This window comes from Cohnella abietis (assembly GCF_004295585.1).
GTDB lineage: Bacteria > Bacillota > Bacilli > Paenibacillales > Paenibacillaceae > Cohnella > Cohnella abietis.
On sequence record NZ_AP019400.1, the window covers coordinates 5,200,697 to 5,217,916 of the forward strand.

Here is a 17,220-nt window from a genome sequence, read left to right on the forward strand (position 1 = left end):
TCTCAAATTTTACGTCTCGATAAATACATGCCCATGAAAAGTGACCCAAAAAGCAAGAGAAGTGCATTAAGCAGCATGTCTCTTCCACTTGAATCCCTGATGTAATACTCATAGCTTCCCTCAGGATTTAACCTAAAGTTTATCCCCATAAATAGCACCAAGAAAAATAGAGGAGCAAAGTTAGCCATTCGAATTTCAAGTAATCTATTCCGTTCTACCTGATTAGCCAATTGGGCCTTACGCATATCAGATATCAGTTCCCTCAGGTTATCCGATACATTGTTTCCTTCCTCAAGCGCTACCTTCAAGATGCTGCCAAAATAATTCGCCCAAATATTTCCGAATGATAAGGAAAATCTCCGTAAGCTTCCTTCATCGTCTCCTTTGACTGACAGATTCCGATAGAGCTGTTCAAATACATGCTGAACCTCGCCTGGCAGCCGACGTTCTTCGACCGTTTTTTGCAGCGCGGTTCGGACATGACGACAGCCTGTAACAAGAAAGCTTTGATAAAACAGCTCCACTGCCGGCAAAAATTCCAATCTTGTAGCCATTTGCCGGTTTATAATGGACATCCTCAGCAGCAAGTACGGTAGGCAGCCAAGAATAATGAAAAGAATAGCTACTGAACGAGATGATTGGAAAATCAGCCCCCCCACCACCATGCCCATTAATCCCATTGCTAAGGAACAAATTACAAAGCCTTTGGGCTTCAGACGCCACCCTAATGCCAACAATAAATCAGAAACGTGCTGATGTGGCTTGCTTAACCGTATTAGCTGCCGTGATAAGTCAAGATTCCAATGGGCTTCTTTATTTGCATTTAATCGTCGTTTGCGACTTTGACCTTCCCACCATGCTAATAAACCGAAACGAAAACTGACATACATTAATAGAAACAAAACTCCAATCATCGAAAGGATTGCCAGCTTTAGCATGTTACATAGTCTCCCGAAAAAAATTTCATAATGGATTGTAAGCCTTCTGGATCAGCTCTAGCTATTTTTTGAGCGCCTTTGGTAGAGAAGCTATCCGTAAAAAGCCACTGATCGGACGACTCATCATAACGAACTAGCTCTCTAATTTTCACCTCTCCATTGAGCCATTCGAACTCTCCAACCCTCGCTAGCTTCCTCACACCAGCAATCATTCTCATCTCAAACCCAATATGCGTTACATGCTCAGTTATGCGCCTAATCATTGAATTGGGATTCATCCCTCTGCCATCGAGCATGCACATATCTGTGATTGTATCCGGCACATCCTCTAATCCATTAGCATGCACAGAGGTAATGCTTCCTTCATGGCCCCGGGTGCACGCACGAACGTAAATATTGGCGTCCTCGTCTCTGATCTCGGCATGACAGATTCGCTGTGGTGATTGTCTTAGCGCAAGCTTAAATGCCTGACGCGGGCCATGTATCGGATCGTCCTCATCTGATTCATATTCCACCACATTTTTTTCTGGAAAATCCCTTGCCAGCATTAGCTCATAACGACTTTCAATGGTCACGATCCTTTCCTCGTCTGGCATGGCAGAAATAAGAGCCTTGATCAAGTGTGTTTTACCCGTATTGGTCGCACCAATGACAACCATATTAAATCGGCTTCGTACGATAACAAGCAGTAGCTCGCGTACCCGCTCATCCATTGTCCGATATTCAGGTCGGCAAAGCGTATCCAAATTAAATCGTTTCACAGTATATAGGCGTATCGTTAACGTCGGCTGTGCGGTAAATCCAAAGCCAGTCAGTGTTACTCGAGAGCCGTCTAGCAGCAGTACCTCAGCCCATCTTTTCCGAGGATTAATTCTATCGTTGTTAAACAGCACTAGATTTTGCTGTATTCTTTCTACATGACTAAGCTCATTAAAGCTGTAAGGTGAAGCAGTAGCCTTGCCATCTCGCACTTCGAATATTCTAGTACCTACAACCTGAATTTCCTCTAGCCCCTCGCGATTTCTTAGAACAAGCTCCAGCACATTCATGCCGATTACTTCTGCGAATAAGGCTTCCGCTAGACTCGCATACGGAAGATTGCCGAATACAATGTGCTGCAATCGTTTCTTAATTATCCAATCTGATATAATCGCTAGCATCTCTGCCCTCTCCTGCGGAAACCCAATAACAGCTCGATTCAGCTTCTCAGCATAACGTCGACGCTCTTCCTCGCTCCAGCCTCTAGGGGTTGCGAGCATGTGACGAACTTCTTCCGAGTAAGCCCGTAAGCTAGTCAAACCATCCAGCTTGTCCTCTGTATCAGAAGGTGATGTCGTGGTGGAGGAATTCTGTAAGACAGTCGCGTAGGCTGAGGAAGAAAACTTCTTTACTGCTTGTTCAGCGCTCATGTCCCCCTCCGTCTGTGAACCATCAATCGGCGTAACCAAGGCCGATCTGTCTTTTGCAGCCTCTCCGACCAGTTCATCCGGTTTAACAAAGGGCTTGCCACTCCATCAAAAGCTGCCGCATTCCGCTCCTCTGAAGCAAGCCATTCATCTAATCTTCCGCTATCCAGCTGCAAATGAATGCTTTCTGTTAGTCGGAGCTCTGTAAAAGCATCGCAGCCGGTTTCCTTACGAATTTCCTTCATACGAAATCCTCCCGTCGTTCGATGATTACTATGCAGCAGTACAAGCTGGAACTGCTCCGGCGTTAGCCCGAATTGAGAGCCAACCTGGCCGGTCCAGCGATGAATATCCTCTTGAAAATGACTCAGGCTATTTGTTGTAACTAGAAACCTGTCATCAGCTTCCTTCATTGCACAGACTGTTGCTGCGTTATCCCAATAGGCGCTCACATCAGCAATTGTTAAATCAAAAGCTTCTCGTGAAGCTGCAAGCAATTTCTGAATATCCTCTGGCTCGTAATATTCTGCCTGCTCTCTCGTCATATTGCCGAATAATACGTGCAGTTCGCCAAGCCGAGGGGAACGAAAAGCATATTGTCTTAGCTTTTCACCGGAAAGCGTTCCTGCTCTCAACTCAGGTCTTACCCCGTCTAATGTAACGTCTGGTTTATCAACCCCAAGATACAAATGCGTCTTAGCACTTTTCAAATTGAGACACAAATACCCGACCTTACGACCTGTTAATGCTGCGATCCGGTAAGCCGTGCCGAATGCCGTCAAGGATGTTCCAATATTCGGCGTTGAGCCTGCAAAAGCTGCCAATTTTCCCGACATACTACTCACTCCCCTTAATGGACGAAGCCTGGAAAGCGATAATCAGCTTTGTGGTTCCTCCCTTACAAGCGGAGTCCAAAGCTAGCCACTGGTCCTCCGTCAAATTCAAGTTAATGGAATCTATCGTCCCATTGGCATCGCGTCTTGAAGCGTACATCCCTTCCTTATCATCATTCGCCATCGACATAAGATTAGGATTTTTGGGATTATCGATTTCAAGATTCGCCGCAGTTTTGACTCCTGCCACCCTGATCGATTCAGGATATAGCTTACGAGAGGGTTCTGCTTCATTGGATAAATACAGACTTACCTCATCCCCTGCCCTAATCCCATTAGAAACGGATTTCACGTATTCCCTTGGAATCTGAAAGGTTGATTGTCCATTGCGCGGTAATAGGGGATACTTATCCACCTTCCAACGAAGTAAGGGCTCGTTGCCCCCAAGCGGTACAGAGGTTTCCATTCCAATGGCATCCTTCATATCTGTTATCATCTCTGGTGACAAGGCTGTCAGAGGTAGGGTAATAATTCTCAAATGCTCTGCGCTAAGCTTGGTGCCAATCGGAATGAACTGCTTAGGAACTACGATCTCAACTGTCTCTTGAAGCTGAATTTGCCTTAATTGAAGCAAATAAACCCCGTACACTAGCATTCCGGATATGACCGCAGCCGACAAACTAATCGCCGCTTGTCTACGTCTGTTCATCTCTTCACCTCTTTTTTGGGAAATAAAAAAACGCAAGCGTCAGAGGTTTCCCCCTATCGCCTGCGTGCTTCGCAGTGTACATAAGCCTATAATGGCTTGGCAAGGCTCACTATATCAAATGAATGAGCGAGTGTAAAGCATTTTTTTACATTTTACAGCAAAAATTGATTTTTATCTCACATAAGGGTTCTCGCGTTTTTCTTCCCCGATGGTCGTTTCCTGTCCATGTCCGGGTAACACAAGCACGTCCTCCGGTAGTACATAAAGCTTCTCGCGAATGGAACGACTAAGCTGGTCCTGATTGCCTCCAGGCAAATCCGTTCTTCCGATTGAACGATGAAACAGTGCATCTCCCGCAAATAGTAGATCCCCCACCAAGAAGCTAACACTACCCGGAGAATGTCCCGGAGTATGCTTAACGTGGAAGGTTTCACCTATCAGTTCAAGTGTTTGTCCATCAGTCAAAAGATGCTCAGGCAAATCCGTAGTAATCGGCGGAGTGACATCGGCCCAGCGATTAGAGCCATTTTTCCCAGCATCGGTTAACCAAGATTGCTCAGCTGAATGAATATAGACAGGGCAGCCGTAACGCTTACGTACAGCATCTACCCCACCAATATGATCAAAATGAGCATGCGTCAGCAAGATGGCTTCGACCTTCAACCCATCTAACTTGCGCATTAATCCGCTATCTGCCGTTCCTGGGTCAATAACAATGGCATTCGTGCGCTCCGAGTTAACGACCACATATGCATTCGTCTGAAGGGCTCCTAAAGAGAAACGTTGAAAGGTTAGCATCGGTTAGTTAACCTCAAACGCCGGACAGAATGTCGCGGATTTCTTGTAAAATAATCGTTTGGTACCCGGTATCCTCACCGTAGCGACGTCCCATTTCCTGCCTTGCTACTGTAATATTATCCTGGTAATCCGCTGCTTCACGGTCTGGATTAGCTAGCTTGAACGCAGTCATAACCTCTTGAACGTGCTTCGGGCGAGCTCCCCATTTGCCAAGTAAATGTCCGCCTGTATCTGTAAAAAGAACGACAGGGATGGCACGTCCACCCATTGTCAGATGCTGATCCATAAGATCCAGATGTTGCTCCATAATTAATACTTCTGTTGGAATTCCTGCTTTGTCCATCGCTTGGAACACAACGGGCACGTTACGAACAACATCACCACACCAGTCCGCAGCCAAAATCAAGCAACGTAAATCGTCGCGATTATTTAAGGATTCGTAAAACTCCTCGAGCTCCGAATCATTCCATTCAAATTTCTCGTACCAAGAAGTGAAAGTATCCTCGTTTTTGGTCATGCTTTCTACGAACTGACGAGGTGATAAGCCTTGATTTAACTTACTAGCTAGGTTCTGACTCATATTAATCGCCTTCCTTTTCCGGTTATGTCATTCATATTAAATGCTTTTTCCTCTTTTACGCAAATACTGAATAAGAAAGAAGGCAACTAACAGCGCAATAGCTACTAAAATAATGGGTTGAACATACGGTGCTGCCTTTTCATTAATCGTCTCCCACTTGTCTCCAAGCGATCTGCCTAACCAAACAAATAAAATCGACCATGGTATGGAAGCGACCACCGTAAGCCATGTGAACCTCCACAAATTCATACGCGCCATTCCCGCAGGAATAGAAACGACCTGACGCATGACAGGCACGAATCGCCCCGTAAATACAATAATAGTGCCGTACTTATCAAACCATTTTTCCGCAAGATCGATATGTTTAGACTTCAGGTGTAAGTACTTACCGAACTTGTCCAGAAAGGGTCTGCCCCCATAACGACCGATGGCATAGAGTATCCACTGCTGCAGAATAGCTCCAATAACACCGCAAATAACGGCCACTAGGAATGAAATATCCCCCTTGGAAACAAGATACCCGGCATAGCCTAGCACAATCTCACTTGGAATGACTTCAATACCAAGTCCGATAATGATTCCCCAGTAACCTAAACTCTCGATCCATACAAGGATTTGAGCCAACCAGTCGTGCAAAGTGTCCATCATGGGCATATACCTGCTTTCTCATCCTTAATAACCGTCTCTATTCTAGCATAAGGAGGCAGCTACCTTCCAGTTCAGTAGGCTCTTTTAAAATAGAGATAGCTTGTCATGACTAGACGAGCCCGCGCATACACTCCGATAGATGGACAAACACGGAACGGCTTTGCTGTTCTTGGGAAAAGGATATTATTTAAGGAGGAGAGAGCGGAATGAGCAAAATCGTTATTCTTAGCCGGAAAAAGATTCAATTTTACTCGATCATCGCAGCCGTCGTCATTCTAGCAGGTGCCTACATCGGCTGGCAGCAGTCTAAACCAGCAGGAACTCCCGTTAAAAACGTATCAGGAGAAGGCACGCAGGTTCTTCAGCTTGTCACAGGAAAATTTACGGCTGTTGCTGATAATGGGAAAAATCTAGAGGCTTACCTCTTTTACCCTGGCACAGTCGTCGCTAATAAAGGCCAGCCGGTTGAGCTTCGCATTACCGGAATTAACGGACAGTCTCATCGTTTCGAGATCGAAGGCCTTAATATTTCTGGCGAGGTTCACAAAGGTAAAACAACGATTATCCGGTTCACTCCGAAGGAAGCGGGAGTATATTCTATCGTCTGCCAAACCCATGGTGATTCGAAATCCGGTGGACCTATGGTTGGTTATATCGTCGTGCAGTGACCTCCTCTCTCTCCCATGCATAGGGTATGGGAAGAGAGGTTTGGTGAAGCCTGATGAAAATGTTTCAGGAAAAGCACTCTTCCCAGCTCCCCAACCCGCGAAGCATTCGCAGAGCTTGCGGTAAGGAGCTATATCGCACTGTAAAAAGATTAAAGCAGCATATCCCAGCTGCCTTGGTTGAACAGGCCGAGCAATTGTACGTAAAACGGGTATTCGGAAATCTCATCTGGATTACGGAAAACCGGAGCAATCGCAAGGTGCTGGCGGATTGGTGGGACGAGGAAATAAGCGAGGAAATCGCACTGCTGTGGAATGTGGATCGGACTAAGCTTATGCAAGCCTTCCGCGATGCTTTCGGCGGCTAAAGACAAGGGACTATCCCATTGGGTCATTTTAGACCGCGGGATAGTCCCTTGTCTTTGGAAGGGAACATTAAATGAGAATAGATAATCTGCTTGTGTAATTAGCCAATAATAGCGAAGGTTTCCACACCTGCTGGAATAGTGCGCGTCCGGAACAAGACTCCATTGTTGCTAAACACTCTGAGTGTGTAGGATACATTCGTCAATGTACGGATGTTATTAAAAACTACGACGCCGAAACGGTCGAAGCTAGCCGTTGAAACGAGGGTATTACCTCTGGATAAACGAGCGAAGAACCCTGTTGTATCGAAGGGTACTCCGTTTCTTTGTACCCAAACTACCGTCAGGCGATTAAAGGTTGGATTGTTGTTAATGTTACGAGTACCGGCTATCTTCCTACGGATGATACGAGAGCCTTTAGAATCCCCTTGCTTTGGTCTGGGACGTTGAACTGCCATGAGATCACTCCTTGTCGCTTTTGCTTCAATGTATGAAATCTCATAGCTTGTCAGCAAGGATATTCCCCCATCTCTCTGTCCATTTTGCGATATTTCCACGAATGTCTTGCTATTGGGAATGAATTAAAGAAGCTTATTGTCCTGAAGCAGCTTGTACGCCTGCTCCTGCCAATCCTCGTCACCCTCTGTCATGATCTCTAGTAGCAGGACTCCAGCGTCCTCGTCTCGTGATAACAGCAGCAAGCACTCAGCAGTGCGTAGCTTAGCTGCCATAGTCATGCCGAATTTTTTGTCATTGGCGACATTTTTCATTTCAGTTACTTCGCGGTCAAGTGCTCTATACCGCTCAAACATAGATACCGTTGCTTCTGCAGCCTCTCCAGCTTGCACTTCATCGCCGTCATCATGGAGAGACTTCGCCAGATTCGCCATGCTCACGATGGCGGTAGTTTGCCCATCGCGGCTGAAGCGCTCGAGCCGCAACGCCTCGCGCAAGCGATCACGCGCTTGCGCAACATGGCCGAGCTCGGCATAAGTAATGCCGAGCTGCAAGAATAGCGGCGGGGCCTGCGGTTCATACCGCAGCCCCGCTTCAAGCAGGCTCGCTCGCTCCTGCAATGGCAGGAGCATGGCGAGCTCCATGCGAATCCGCGTCCACGCCGGATTCGCGTCAAGCGCCGCGCGCAGCTTCGCTTCGCGCGCGGCTGGCGCCGCCGCCGATACGGCGGCGGCGCGGGCACTGACGGCGGCATCGAGGCGCGACGCCGTCCACAGCCCTGCCCCTGCGCTGCATAGAAGCAGCAGGGCTAGGGCTATGCGGCCGATCGGCCGCCAGCCGCCACCTGAAGCAGGGCTTGCCTTAGATGAGCCCTCTCCTGCCCTTGGAACGCTATGAATCGTGAACCAAGCAATCAATAGCAGCCAAACAAACGAATAAGACCAATCAAAATCAACTGCCGCATGCACAACCAATACCGCAGCTGGAGCAATTGCATTCTTCTCCTGCTTCCACATTTTGATAACATACACACCAAGAAGGAGCAGAAGCATTCCCACTCCCACAATTCCAAGATCCAGCATCATTTCAAAATAGCCGCTATGTACCTCATTTCCTACGTAAGGCTGACTTTGGTATAAACCGAACAGCATCCTCCAGCTTTCCCCGCCATACCCGAAAATAGGGCTATCCTTGAACATCCTCCACGCATCCTCGTAGAACAGCCTTCGGGATGTCACTGTTCCATAATGCTCGGCGATCCGTGATCCCGCGCTTCCGAAGGCAAGCCAGCTAATAGCTGCTACTCCAACCCCCGCAGATAGCCAAGATAGCTTTGCACCAATTGGACTATCCATTACCGTTCTTACCTCAACAACCTTTCTAAATTCACCAATTTCCTCGTTTATACCACTCTTCCGACTCAATCTATCTTTTCTTAACCGGATAAGAATAATGGCTCCAACAATAGCACTGAATAATGCTATCCAGAAATGAACACTACCCACCACGCCGCGCCCTACTCCGTCTAAAGAACCGTCCATTCCCTGCATCCAATTCCATGAAAACTTCGCCATAATAGCAGAGCCTACCGCAGTAATCCCAAAAATATTTCTAAACCTTCTACGCTCATATGGTTTATGCAAAAAGTAAGCTAACAATATACCGAACAACAAAGCAACAATTGCGCCACGTGACTCGGTTAGAAACAAGGCAGCCCCATAAGGAATAACCGTTATGCTAGCAAGCCATGAATAAGCCCGAGGCTTCGAGTTGTCCGTCCATGACTGAAGCTGCATCAGCAGGAAAGCTGCCAGTACAGCACCATAAGCATTAGGGTACTGCATAAAGCCAGCTAAGCGAGCACCAGTCGCAGACAACTCTGCATCGTTAAATCTCAATACGATCTGAGGAAAAGTAGTCCAGCCATACCAGCCTGCCCAGCCCCCCGCCAGCAGCAAAACCCCCGTTGACTGAATAGCCCATCTGCCCCAAGCCCGGCCCAAGTCACTTCTCCATAACCCCCACAGCAGTATGGACCAGGAACCATAGGTCAGCCAACGTAGCATGGAGTCTATAGTTCCCTTAGTTGAAGCAGGTCCCAACCATAATTCCAACATATACAAAACAGACATCCCTAATGGCAGCAGTGCCGCTAAAGGGATACTATCAATTCTCTTAGTCGCAGCTAGTAGCACAACCCAGCCTATCAATCCCATATATATAATGGCTTCCATCCAGTAAAAATCCTCATTAAAAAACATCCCATACCGATAACCCGACCACTCAAGCGCCGCAGCCACTCCCAACGTAAATAGGATAATCATAGCTTTCCTATACATCTGAGCCTTAAACACAATTAATCCCTCCACCACTACCCACAATCTATCTCTATTTATTAATCTAATTTAGTTGGTACCTGCGCTTATCTTTCCTCCCTACGACGCCAGTTCCATGATTTAGTCGGCAACTCCGCCTATCTCTTCAGCATACGACACTAATTCCATGATTTAGTCGGCAACTCCGCCTATCTCTTCAGCATACCGACGCTATTTCCAAGATTTAGTCGGCATCTCCGCCTATCTCTTCAGCATACGTCGCCAATTCCAAGATTTAGTCGGTACCTCCGCTTAACTCTTCGCCATTCGACACCAATTCCAAGAATTAGTCGGCACCTCCGCTTAACTCTTCGCCACACGACGCCAATTCCATAATTTAGTCGGCATCTCCGCCTAACTCTTCAGCATACCGACGCTAATTCCATGATTTAGTCGGCATCTCCCATTAGCATTGCATGAAATGAAAAACCACTTGTCAATCCTCGCAAACGGCCAGTAAAAATGTACTGAATTTTCTGAAATTTAATTTGTCGCTCAAAAACGAAAAAACGGCAGGGACTCTAACAGAAGCGAGTGATGTCCACAATTTTACACTATTGTACTTTTCAGGAGATTGGGTCGTACGTCAAGTCGTCCAGGTGGTCGCATTCGCCACTTTCGTATTGTAATTGAGTTTCTTTAAACAGTCGTTCTGCTTTTGACTTTTGCCTGCCCCCAGACTTTTGCTTTGGTGGTCGAAACAGCAACTTTACGAAGTGTACGAGGTTTTCGTGCCAACACATTCTAATGCTTTTCGTTAATTCCCAAAGCGTACCTCTGTAGTGAAGCTCATCTCGTGTAAGCAGGACCAAGCAATAAGCGATTAATGCTGCATAGATCTGATTGTACACCGCATTTCTGCTCGTTCCGTAGAAGTGCTTCACATGCAAGTGTTGCTTAATCCACTTGAAAAAGATCTCGATCTGCCACCGATTACGATAAATATCGGCGATCTCTTCCACACTCAGTTCAAAATCATTGGTGCAAATGAGCACTTGTTCGCCCTTTTCGTCGAAGCATGTGATCAATCTGAGCGGATTTTTCATTTTGTATGCCGAAACGTCGCTACCTAGCAGAACCGTTGCATCACCTACATTGGCGTCAGATGCCACAGCGCGTTCTTCCAACACTTTCATGCATGCGCTTTGTCTCAGTCGGGTGACGAACCGAACGCCGTTGTTGCAGTAGGTATCAAACTTCTTATAGTCGACGTAACCGCGATCGAAGATGTTCAGTACCTCTTTATCCGCAGAGACTAGCTCACCCATGTATTTTCGCTCATGCACGTTTCCACTGGTTAAAACGACCTTTTCAGGAAAGGAAGCGGCGTCCGAATGAATGAATCTAAGGTGCAGTCTGACCCCAGCTTTTTTCTTCGAGTACGTCGCCCATCGATACTTCGACAAGCACATCGTAATGGTAGATGCGTCTACGAGATTAAGCGCACGGAGCTTCTGGGTCGTTTTCGCAGAACCGAATTTTTTGGTCGCTTGCCCTGCGATGTTGCTAAACACATAAGCGAGAAAAGAGTGATCTAAGTCGCGCCATTTACGAGAGAGCTGCGCCGTACTAATGGAGGAGAGACCAACTGTCTTTTGAAGCTTCCTGTTTGTATTCAAAAGCAAGCTAAGACTGGCGTAAGATGGGGTTTGCATCAATTGGGCAAACACGAACAATTGTAAGGCAACAAACGTATGAAGCTTTTTGACGTAACGATCTAACCCGCGACTCTGAATGGAAGCCAATAAAAAATTGTGGTTTAACGGGGAAAGGTATTCCGTTATGACCGATTTTGTAGTATTCTTGTCCATGCGGAAGTTCCTTTAATTAGGATTTGGACAGGACACCCTCTCCCCTAATTATAGGAGCTTTTTTATTGTCTGATTAAATAAAATCATACAAATTTAGCACATTTTACTTAGCTGGAGTAACCTTGACAACCTGCTGAAAATTTAATGCAATGCTACTGGGCATCTCCGCCTAACTCTTCAGCATACGACGCTAATTCCAAGATTTAGTCGGTACCTGCGCTTATCTCTCCACCCTACGACGCCAATCCCAAGATTTAGTCGGCATCTCCGCCTATCTCTTCAGCATACGACGCCAATCTCAAGAATTAGTCGGTACCTCCGCCTATCTCTTCAGCATACGACGCCAATCTCAAGAATTAGTCGGTACCTTCGCCTATCTCTCCACCCTACGACGCTAATTCCAAGATTTAGTCGGCATCTCCGCCTAACTCTTCAGCATACGACGCTATTTCCAAGATTTAGTCGGCATCTCCGCCTAACTCTTCAGCATACAACGTTAATTCCAAGATTTAGTCGGCATCTCCGCCTAACTCTTCAGCATACCGACTCCAGTTCCATGATTTAGTCGGCACCTCCGCCTAACTCTTCAGCATACCGACTCCAGTTCCATGATTTAGTCGGTACCTCCGCCTAACTCTTCAGCATACGACGCCAATCCCAAGATTTAGTCGGTACCTCCGCTCTTCTCTACTTAGTATAACGTCACACCAAATACGTAGGTTGCAGGAATGGATGCCGAGCTTCTCAATCTCTCAAAACTAAAAAACAGGCCTCTGCGCAGGCCTGTCAATCATCCGATCTTCTCTACTGTTATTTATCGATTTCCACTTAACTCAACCGTTAAAAATCCGTTTCTTTCCTAAGTCCCGGCGAGTCTTAGCATGCTTCTCAACCTGTTGTCTTAAAATGAGTGCCCGTAATGGACGAAGCATTTCCGGCTCCAGAACATGCATTTTGGCACCACAGAGAACGCCATCCTCTTGTCGATCGCTACGAATGATTTCAAGCTCACAGCTAAACCCAATCCCAATGTGCACATTTGCCCTCAGCTTTGATTTAGCAGCAAAATGTGGCTCATACTTTCCTGAAAAGCTAATACCCGAAATGCTAATATCTTGAATGATAAGCTCAGCAGTTTGGTTTAACGGAAGCACTTCTCCGGAATCTTTAAGTACTTGCACAATATGAGCATTACCGGCAATTTCTACTCTTGGATGCTCTCGTCTCTCCTTGAAACGTTTGCTTAAATCCGGCGGCTGAAGCAGTGCAATTGCACCTTCATATTTAGCGAATACAACAGAAGACATAGACTGTATCCCTGCTGGCGAGTAAATCGTCAGTTTAACTGTTTCGCCAAGCTCAAACTGCTCATACTCATGAACCTCAACCTCGAAAAGCTCACCTTCTACATGTGTCATTACTCCAGTAGTCAGGAAGCTCTTGCCTTCTACCACGGTTCTACAGTGAAGTAGTATATTTAACGGGAGTAAATCCTTATCCAGCTCGGATCCAGCTGCATTGTTGTCATCGTCATATGTCATTCCCGCCAAACCACCTCTCAAACATTGTTTAATGCAAGTAAAACGGCTTCACCGTCCTTGGGACGGTAGTATACGTTTGTATCGAGCGATTAGATGAGTATAAGGAATTCAAAACTTATACTTTCTAATTGTTCAAGTAAAACGGCTTCACCGTCCTTGGGACGGTAGTATACGTTTGTATCGAGCTACCAAGCTTTCTAATCGCACAAAAAAAGGCGACCTCCAGATGGAAGCAGCCTGTTTCGCCTTATGTGTCCCTAGGGACCTTCGGCAGCCAGGCTGTCATCGTTCTTGCGAACATTAGACCCTGTGGCTTTGCGTCCTTGCTTTTCAGCAAGTTTGCCCTTAATAATCCGATAATCTATTATCATGATTGTATCATAATGTAAGAAAGTTAGTAACATTTATTTCTAGTAAACCATAGGAACGATCGTTCCCTATAGTGCCATAACAACACGGTTTCGTCCCTCATTCTTTGCCTTGTACAATGCTGAATCTGCACTGGAAAATACCTCACGCATATATTCCTTCGGATCATCAAAGGATAAATCTTCACTAGTTTCGGATAGAACCCCCATGCTAATCGTAACATGAACCTTTTCCGTTCCTGCGTCCACCCAATTATCACCGACAGCAATCATAATTCTTTCCGCCAATAGCTCCGCCTGCTCACGATTCGTATGAGGCAAATAGATCGTAAACTCTTCTCCACCGTATCTTGCTAGAATATCTGTTCTCCTTAGCTTTGTACGTACGATATCTGCAGTGCTTCGTAGAACCTCATCACCTACAAGATGACCGTATTTATCGTTAATCTGTTTGAAATGATCAATATCAAAAAGAACAATAGCAAATGGGATTTGATATCTCATATTGAGCAGTACCTCATGCTCCAACTGCTGCATCAAATACCTACGATTAAAGCAGCCTGTTAGCCCATCAGTTACAGCCATCTGCTCCAGCTTCTGATTGACTCGGAATAGCTCCTCTTGTATCGTGATCAATTCCAAATTACGTTCGTGCAGTGCTTCATTTTTGCGATTCATCTCCACGACAAGCTTGCGAAGCTCTGTAACGTCATGAAACGTAATAATACGTCCCAGCAACGTCTTGCGGTCGTCCACCACTGGCGAAATCTGAATAGATACATGCCGGCCACCATTTTCCGGTAGAGAAAATTCCATTTGCATCTTCTCATAGGGATGATGCAAGTAGCGGTACAGAAACTCATAGACCTCTCCTTGAGCCTGTAACGGAGCAAGAAATCTGTCCATCTCGAAAATTTCCCCTTTAGCTGATTGCACGAAAGGAGAAGCTCCGCGATTAACCTCAAGTACCTTGTCATTCTCATCTACAACGATAATACCGGTAGTCATATGCTCGAATATATCACGCTGTGCCATACTTAGAATATCAAACATTCCAAATCGATAGATAGCAATAACAAAGCATAAATCAGACAATAAAATGCCCGACGCCAGCAGTCCAGGAACAATTGGAAGCCATTGCGACAAGAGTACGTTAATAAGCACATCGAGAAGCCCAAACCCGGTTAAAACGAACATACCGATAAGAGCGGTTCCAAGCTGCTTACGTTGATTAACGGAGCTGACTGTTTTGAGAGCATGGAACATACTCATTAAAGCGGTAAAGAAATAGGCGAACTGAACGAGAACAAGCAACCAGAATAACGGCCCATAAACACGTTCTAAGTAATTGCCGGCTACAGGGGACATAAACAATCCATTCGGATTCCACAAAGCTCCGATTATACATAGCGCTGCTGGAAGAAGATACAATAAAGTACGACTGGCTTTTAGCTGAGCTGCCCTCCCGGTGAGGAAAAAAACGAAAATAAGCCAGCCTGGCCCCAGCAGCCCCATCGCTACAAATGAAGTATTAATGAAGAAAAGCTGGAACTGCGTATAGTCGGTCATCTTCACAGCAAACTGGCCCAAAGGCCAAAGCATCATCACAAAATGAAAGGCTAAATATACCTTATGAGTTTGAGTGATTCTATTAAAAGCGATTACGCTTACGAATAACATGAAAAGCAATACAAATAGGGTAAAATCCGTCCATTGAAATCCCAACATATTCACCTTTTCACAAAAGGGCTATAGTAAAAACTAGGACAGGCTCTGCTTGATTTTACCATAGTGCTGCTTTTATCTACAACAGGTTATCCGTCAAAAGAATCGGTTTTATGCAATTTTTAAATCAATTCAAGGACTATTTAACCTGCAACTCGTGACTTTAGGCATATTTATCTCATTGTTTTTCCATAAAAGGGGAAACACCCAAAAAGTCCCTGAATTTTACGTATTCCTGTTTTACCTCTTCTAGATCCGTCTTCCTAGCTTTTACAGCGCGTATAAGAATATTTTTGGGCGTGTGCTCCATATCGATAAACTCCAGCAATTGCGTTCGGTAACCAGCCAATTCGAGAAGATTAGCGCGAATAGCATCTGTAACCAATGCGGAAAAGCGCTCCTTAAGAATGCCATGCTTAAGTAACGGCTTTAAAATCGGCTGAGAGATTTGACGAAACAGCTCATGCTGACAGCACGGCACAGATAGAATAACACTCGCTTCCCAACCAATCGCCTTTAGTAACGCAGCATCTGTTGCCGTATCGCACGCATGGAGAGTAACTACCATGTCTACAGAGGTATACCCTTCAAAATTTGAAATATCGCCAACGGAGAAAGTTAGATTGTCCCATTCTAACTCGCGTGCGAGCTTTGAGCACGTTTCAATTACGTCCTGCTTTAAATCCAAGCCGATAATGCGAACGGGAAGCTTCTCTTTAATGGCAAGCAAATGATACAACGCGAAGGTTAAATAAGATTTGCCGCATCCGAAATCAACAATAGTTAACGGCTTATCACGAGGCAGGTCAGGAATCACATCTGAGACCATCTCAAGGAAACGGTTGATTTGACGGAACTTATCATATTTGGCTTTAATAACCCGTCCCTCTGCGTTCATGACACCAAGTGCAAATAAGAAAGGCACAGGCTCGCCTTCTGGAAGTACATATGTTTTATTCCGATTATGCTCTTGTGGAATGTTTTCCCTCTTACTCACCTTCGAATGGGTAATTAAAGACAGCTTCCCCTTCTTGTTTGCCAATACCTGAACATCCGCATCCGTGATTTTGAACAAAGCCTGCTTATACTGTTCCATAACCGATTGGAGCTGCTCACCGACCTGCTCGGGGGTGATGTTCTCATGAAACACCTTGTTGCTCTGATGACGCTCGAATTGATAAAAGAGACCGTTCTTTAATTTAATCGGACGTACCGTCAGCTTGACTGGCGTATCCTCTTCCTTACGTCTTGGTGCGCTAAAAGAAGCCTGGATAAGCTGCTCCTCGGCTACGATTCTCTCTATAAAGTGAACCCATTCCTCTGGTTGTACCTTACCGTTCATTACGCATTCTCCTTCATTAAGGCACTCCATTGTCTGCGCCCTTCTACCATTTCGTTGCGAGACAGACCTCCAGCTTCCAGCTCGGAGTCGTCATATGCGGATAATCTCTCGTAAAATGCATCACCTGTCTCAGCAGTAACGTCACCTTGGTCCTGAAGCTCGTAAAGCAGATCCTCCGCTTGAGCGAGCTCTCCATTCGTTTCATACCATTGCCATAAAGCAAGCTTCGTATCCGAGTCTATCTCATAAGAAGATAGCGCCTCAATTAATTCTACTATGCGCTCGCGAACCTTCCAGTCCTCTACCTCCATGTTATTACGGATCAAGTAGATGTTTAGCCGCAACGCCTTGGCATATCTTGGCACGCTTTGGTCCTCTTGTCCTAAGTCTGCCAGCAGATCAGCTTCTTGCTGTAGAAGAGCGGCGACTACAGCAACGGATTCCGCATTGGGGGCACCGGTAACCGTAAGCATCGATAATAAGTCCTCATCTGATAAGCCCATTGCAAGCCGCGATCGGAGGCGCAGCTCCTTCCCGAGAAATTCATCAATAATATCGAGGGCTTCCTTTTGCTTTTTCTGTTCTCTTAATCCGATTGCTTTGGCAATCACAAGTCCTGCTTGCGTAAGTAATCTGACCAAATAATCACGTTCAAACATT

Annotated in this window: 16 protein-coding genes and 1 riboswitch; of the genes, 2 read left to right on the forward strand and 14 right to left on the reverse strand. The window is 45.8% G+C overall.

Annotation, left to right across the window (positions count from 1 at the left end; genetic code table 11):
• Nucleotides 1–2: 2 nt before the first annotated feature.
• The 7 genes from KCTCHS21_RS23085 to KCTCHS21_RS23115 all read right to left on the reverse strand — a co-directional run bounded on the left by KCTCHS21_RS23085 (nucleotide 3) and on the right by KCTCHS21_RS23115 (nucleotide 5,909).
• Nucleotides 3–938, reverse strand: coding sequence for a hypothetical protein (locus tag KCTCHS21_RS23085; RefSeq protein ID WP_130613775.1), 936 nt, complete (start codon nucleotides 936–938; stop codon nucleotides 3–5).
• Nucleotides 932–2,347 (reverse strand): ATPase, T2SS/T4P/T4SS family, encoded by a 1,416-nt coding sequence (locus KCTCHS21_RS23090; protein ID WP_130613777.1) that lies wholly within the window; start codon nucleotides 2,345–2,347, stop codon nucleotides 932–934. Before KCTCHS21_RS23090 ends, KCTCHS21_RS23085 begins: the two co-directional genes overlap by 7 nt.
• Nucleotides 2,344–3,180: a CpaE/TadZ family protein gene (locus KCTCHS21_RS23095; RefSeq protein WP_232057935.1), complete on the reverse strand. Its 837-nt coding sequence runs from the start codon at nucleotides 3,178–3,180 to the stop codon at nucleotides 2,344–2,346. Before KCTCHS21_RS23095 ends, KCTCHS21_RS23090 begins: the two co-directional genes overlap by 4 nt.
• 1 nt (nucleotide 3,181) lies before the next feature.
• Nucleotides 3,182–3,886 carry an SAF domain-containing protein gene (locus tag KCTCHS21_RS23100; protein ID WP_130613782.1) on the reverse strand — a complete coding sequence of 235 codons (705 nt, stop codon included), beginning with the start codon at nucleotides 3,884–3,886 and terminating at the stop codon, nucleotides 3,182–3,184.
• 171 nt (nucleotides 3,887–4,057) lie between these two features.
• The gene (locus KCTCHS21_RS23105; protein ID WP_130613784.1) at nucleotides 4,058–4,684 is read right to left on the reverse strand and encodes an MBL fold metallo-hydrolase; all 627 of its coding nucleotides are present in this window, start codon (nucleotides 4,682–4,684) and stop codon (nucleotides 4,058–4,060) included.
• 13 nt (nucleotides 4,685–4,697) lie between these two features.
• On the reverse strand, nucleotides 4,698–5,264 hold the full coding sequence (locus tag KCTCHS21_RS23110) for a thioredoxin family protein (RefSeq protein ID WP_130613786.1): 567 nt from the start codon (nucleotides 5,262–5,264) through the stop codon (nucleotides 4,698–4,700).
• A 36-nt stretch (nucleotides 5,265–5,300) separates the two neighbouring features.
• Nucleotides 5,301–5,909 carry an undecaprenyl phosphate transporter UptA gene (locus tag KCTCHS21_RS23115; RefSeq protein ID WP_170211463.1) on the reverse strand — a complete coding sequence of 203 codons (609 nt, stop codon included), beginning with the start codon at nucleotides 5,907–5,909 and terminating at the stop codon, nucleotides 5,301–5,303.
• Nucleotides 5,910–6,118: 209 nt separating this feature from the next.
• On the opposite strand from KCTCHS21_RS23115, the gene KCTCHS21_RS23120 reads away from it, so the two are divergent.
• Together KCTCHS21_RS23120 and KCTCHS21_RS23125 are read left to right on the forward strand one after the other, a co-directional pair.
• Nucleotides 6,119–6,580, forward strand: coding sequence for a cupredoxin domain-containing protein (locus KCTCHS21_RS23120; RefSeq protein ID WP_130613790.1), 462 nt, complete (start codon nucleotides 6,119–6,121; stop codon nucleotides 6,578–6,580).
• Between the two features lie 53 nt (nucleotides 6,581–6,633).
• Nucleotides 6,634–6,945: a dehydrogenase gene (locus tag KCTCHS21_RS23125; protein ID WP_130613792.1), complete on the forward strand. Its 312-nt coding sequence runs from the start codon at nucleotides 6,634–6,636 to the stop codon at nucleotides 6,943–6,945.
• Nucleotides 6,946–7,043: 98 nt separating this feature from the next.
• Here KCTCHS21_RS23125 and KCTCHS21_RS23130 read toward each other — a convergent pair whose 3' ends face one another.
• The 7 genes from KCTCHS21_RS23130 to KCTCHS21_RS23160 all read right to left on the reverse strand — a co-directional run bounded on the left by KCTCHS21_RS23130 (nucleotide 7,044) and on the right by KCTCHS21_RS23160 (nucleotide 17,219).
• Nucleotides 7,044–7,400: a hypothetical protein gene (locus KCTCHS21_RS23130; RefSeq protein WP_130613794.1), complete on the reverse strand. Its 357-nt coding sequence runs from the start codon at nucleotides 7,398–7,400 to the stop codon at nucleotides 7,044–7,046.
• Between the two features lie 123 nt (nucleotides 7,401–7,523).
• Nucleotides 7,524–9,752, reverse strand: coding sequence for an O-antigen ligase family protein (locus KCTCHS21_RS23135; RefSeq protein WP_145988974.1), 2,229 nt, complete (start codon nucleotides 9,750–9,752; stop codon nucleotides 7,524–7,526).
• A gap of 587 nt (nucleotides 9,753–10,339) precedes the next feature.
• Nucleotides 10,340–11,584 carry an IS4 family transposase gene (locus KCTCHS21_RS23140; protein ID WP_130613799.1) on the reverse strand — a complete coding sequence of 415 codons (1,245 nt, stop codon included), beginning with the start codon at nucleotides 11,582–11,584 and terminating at the stop codon, nucleotides 10,340–10,342.
• Nucleotides 11,585–12,417: 833 nt separating this feature from the next.
• The gene (locus tag KCTCHS21_RS23145; RefSeq protein ID WP_130613801.1) at nucleotides 12,418–13,125 is read right to left on the reverse strand and encodes a PilZ domain-containing protein; all 708 of its coding nucleotides are present in this window, start codon (nucleotides 13,123–13,125) and stop codon (nucleotides 12,418–12,420) included.
• 266 nt (nucleotides 13,126–13,391) lie between these two features.
• Nucleotides 13,392–13,479: riboswitch (cyclic di-GMP riboswitch) on the reverse strand.
• Between the two features lie 83 nt (nucleotides 13,480–13,562).
• Entirely contained in the window at nucleotides 13,563–15,221 is a 1,659-nt protein-coding gene (locus tag KCTCHS21_RS23150) for a histidine kinase N-terminal 7TM domain-containing diguanylate cyclase (RefSeq protein WP_130613803.1), read from the reverse strand.
• A gap of 175 nt (nucleotides 15,222–15,396) precedes the next feature.
• The gene (locus KCTCHS21_RS23155; RefSeq protein WP_130613805.1) at nucleotides 15,397–16,560 is read right to left on the reverse strand and encodes a class I SAM-dependent methyltransferase; all 1,164 of its coding nucleotides are present in this window, start codon (nucleotides 16,558–16,560) and stop codon (nucleotides 15,397–15,399) included.
• Nucleotides 16,560–17,219: a DUF6483 family protein gene (locus KCTCHS21_RS23160; protein ID WP_130613807.1), complete on the reverse strand. Its 660-nt coding sequence runs from the start codon at nucleotides 17,217–17,219 to the stop codon at nucleotides 16,560–16,562. The genes KCTCHS21_RS23155 and KCTCHS21_RS23160 overlap by 1 nt, the downstream gene beginning before the upstream one ends.
• Nucleotide 17,220: the final 1 nt, after the last annotated feature.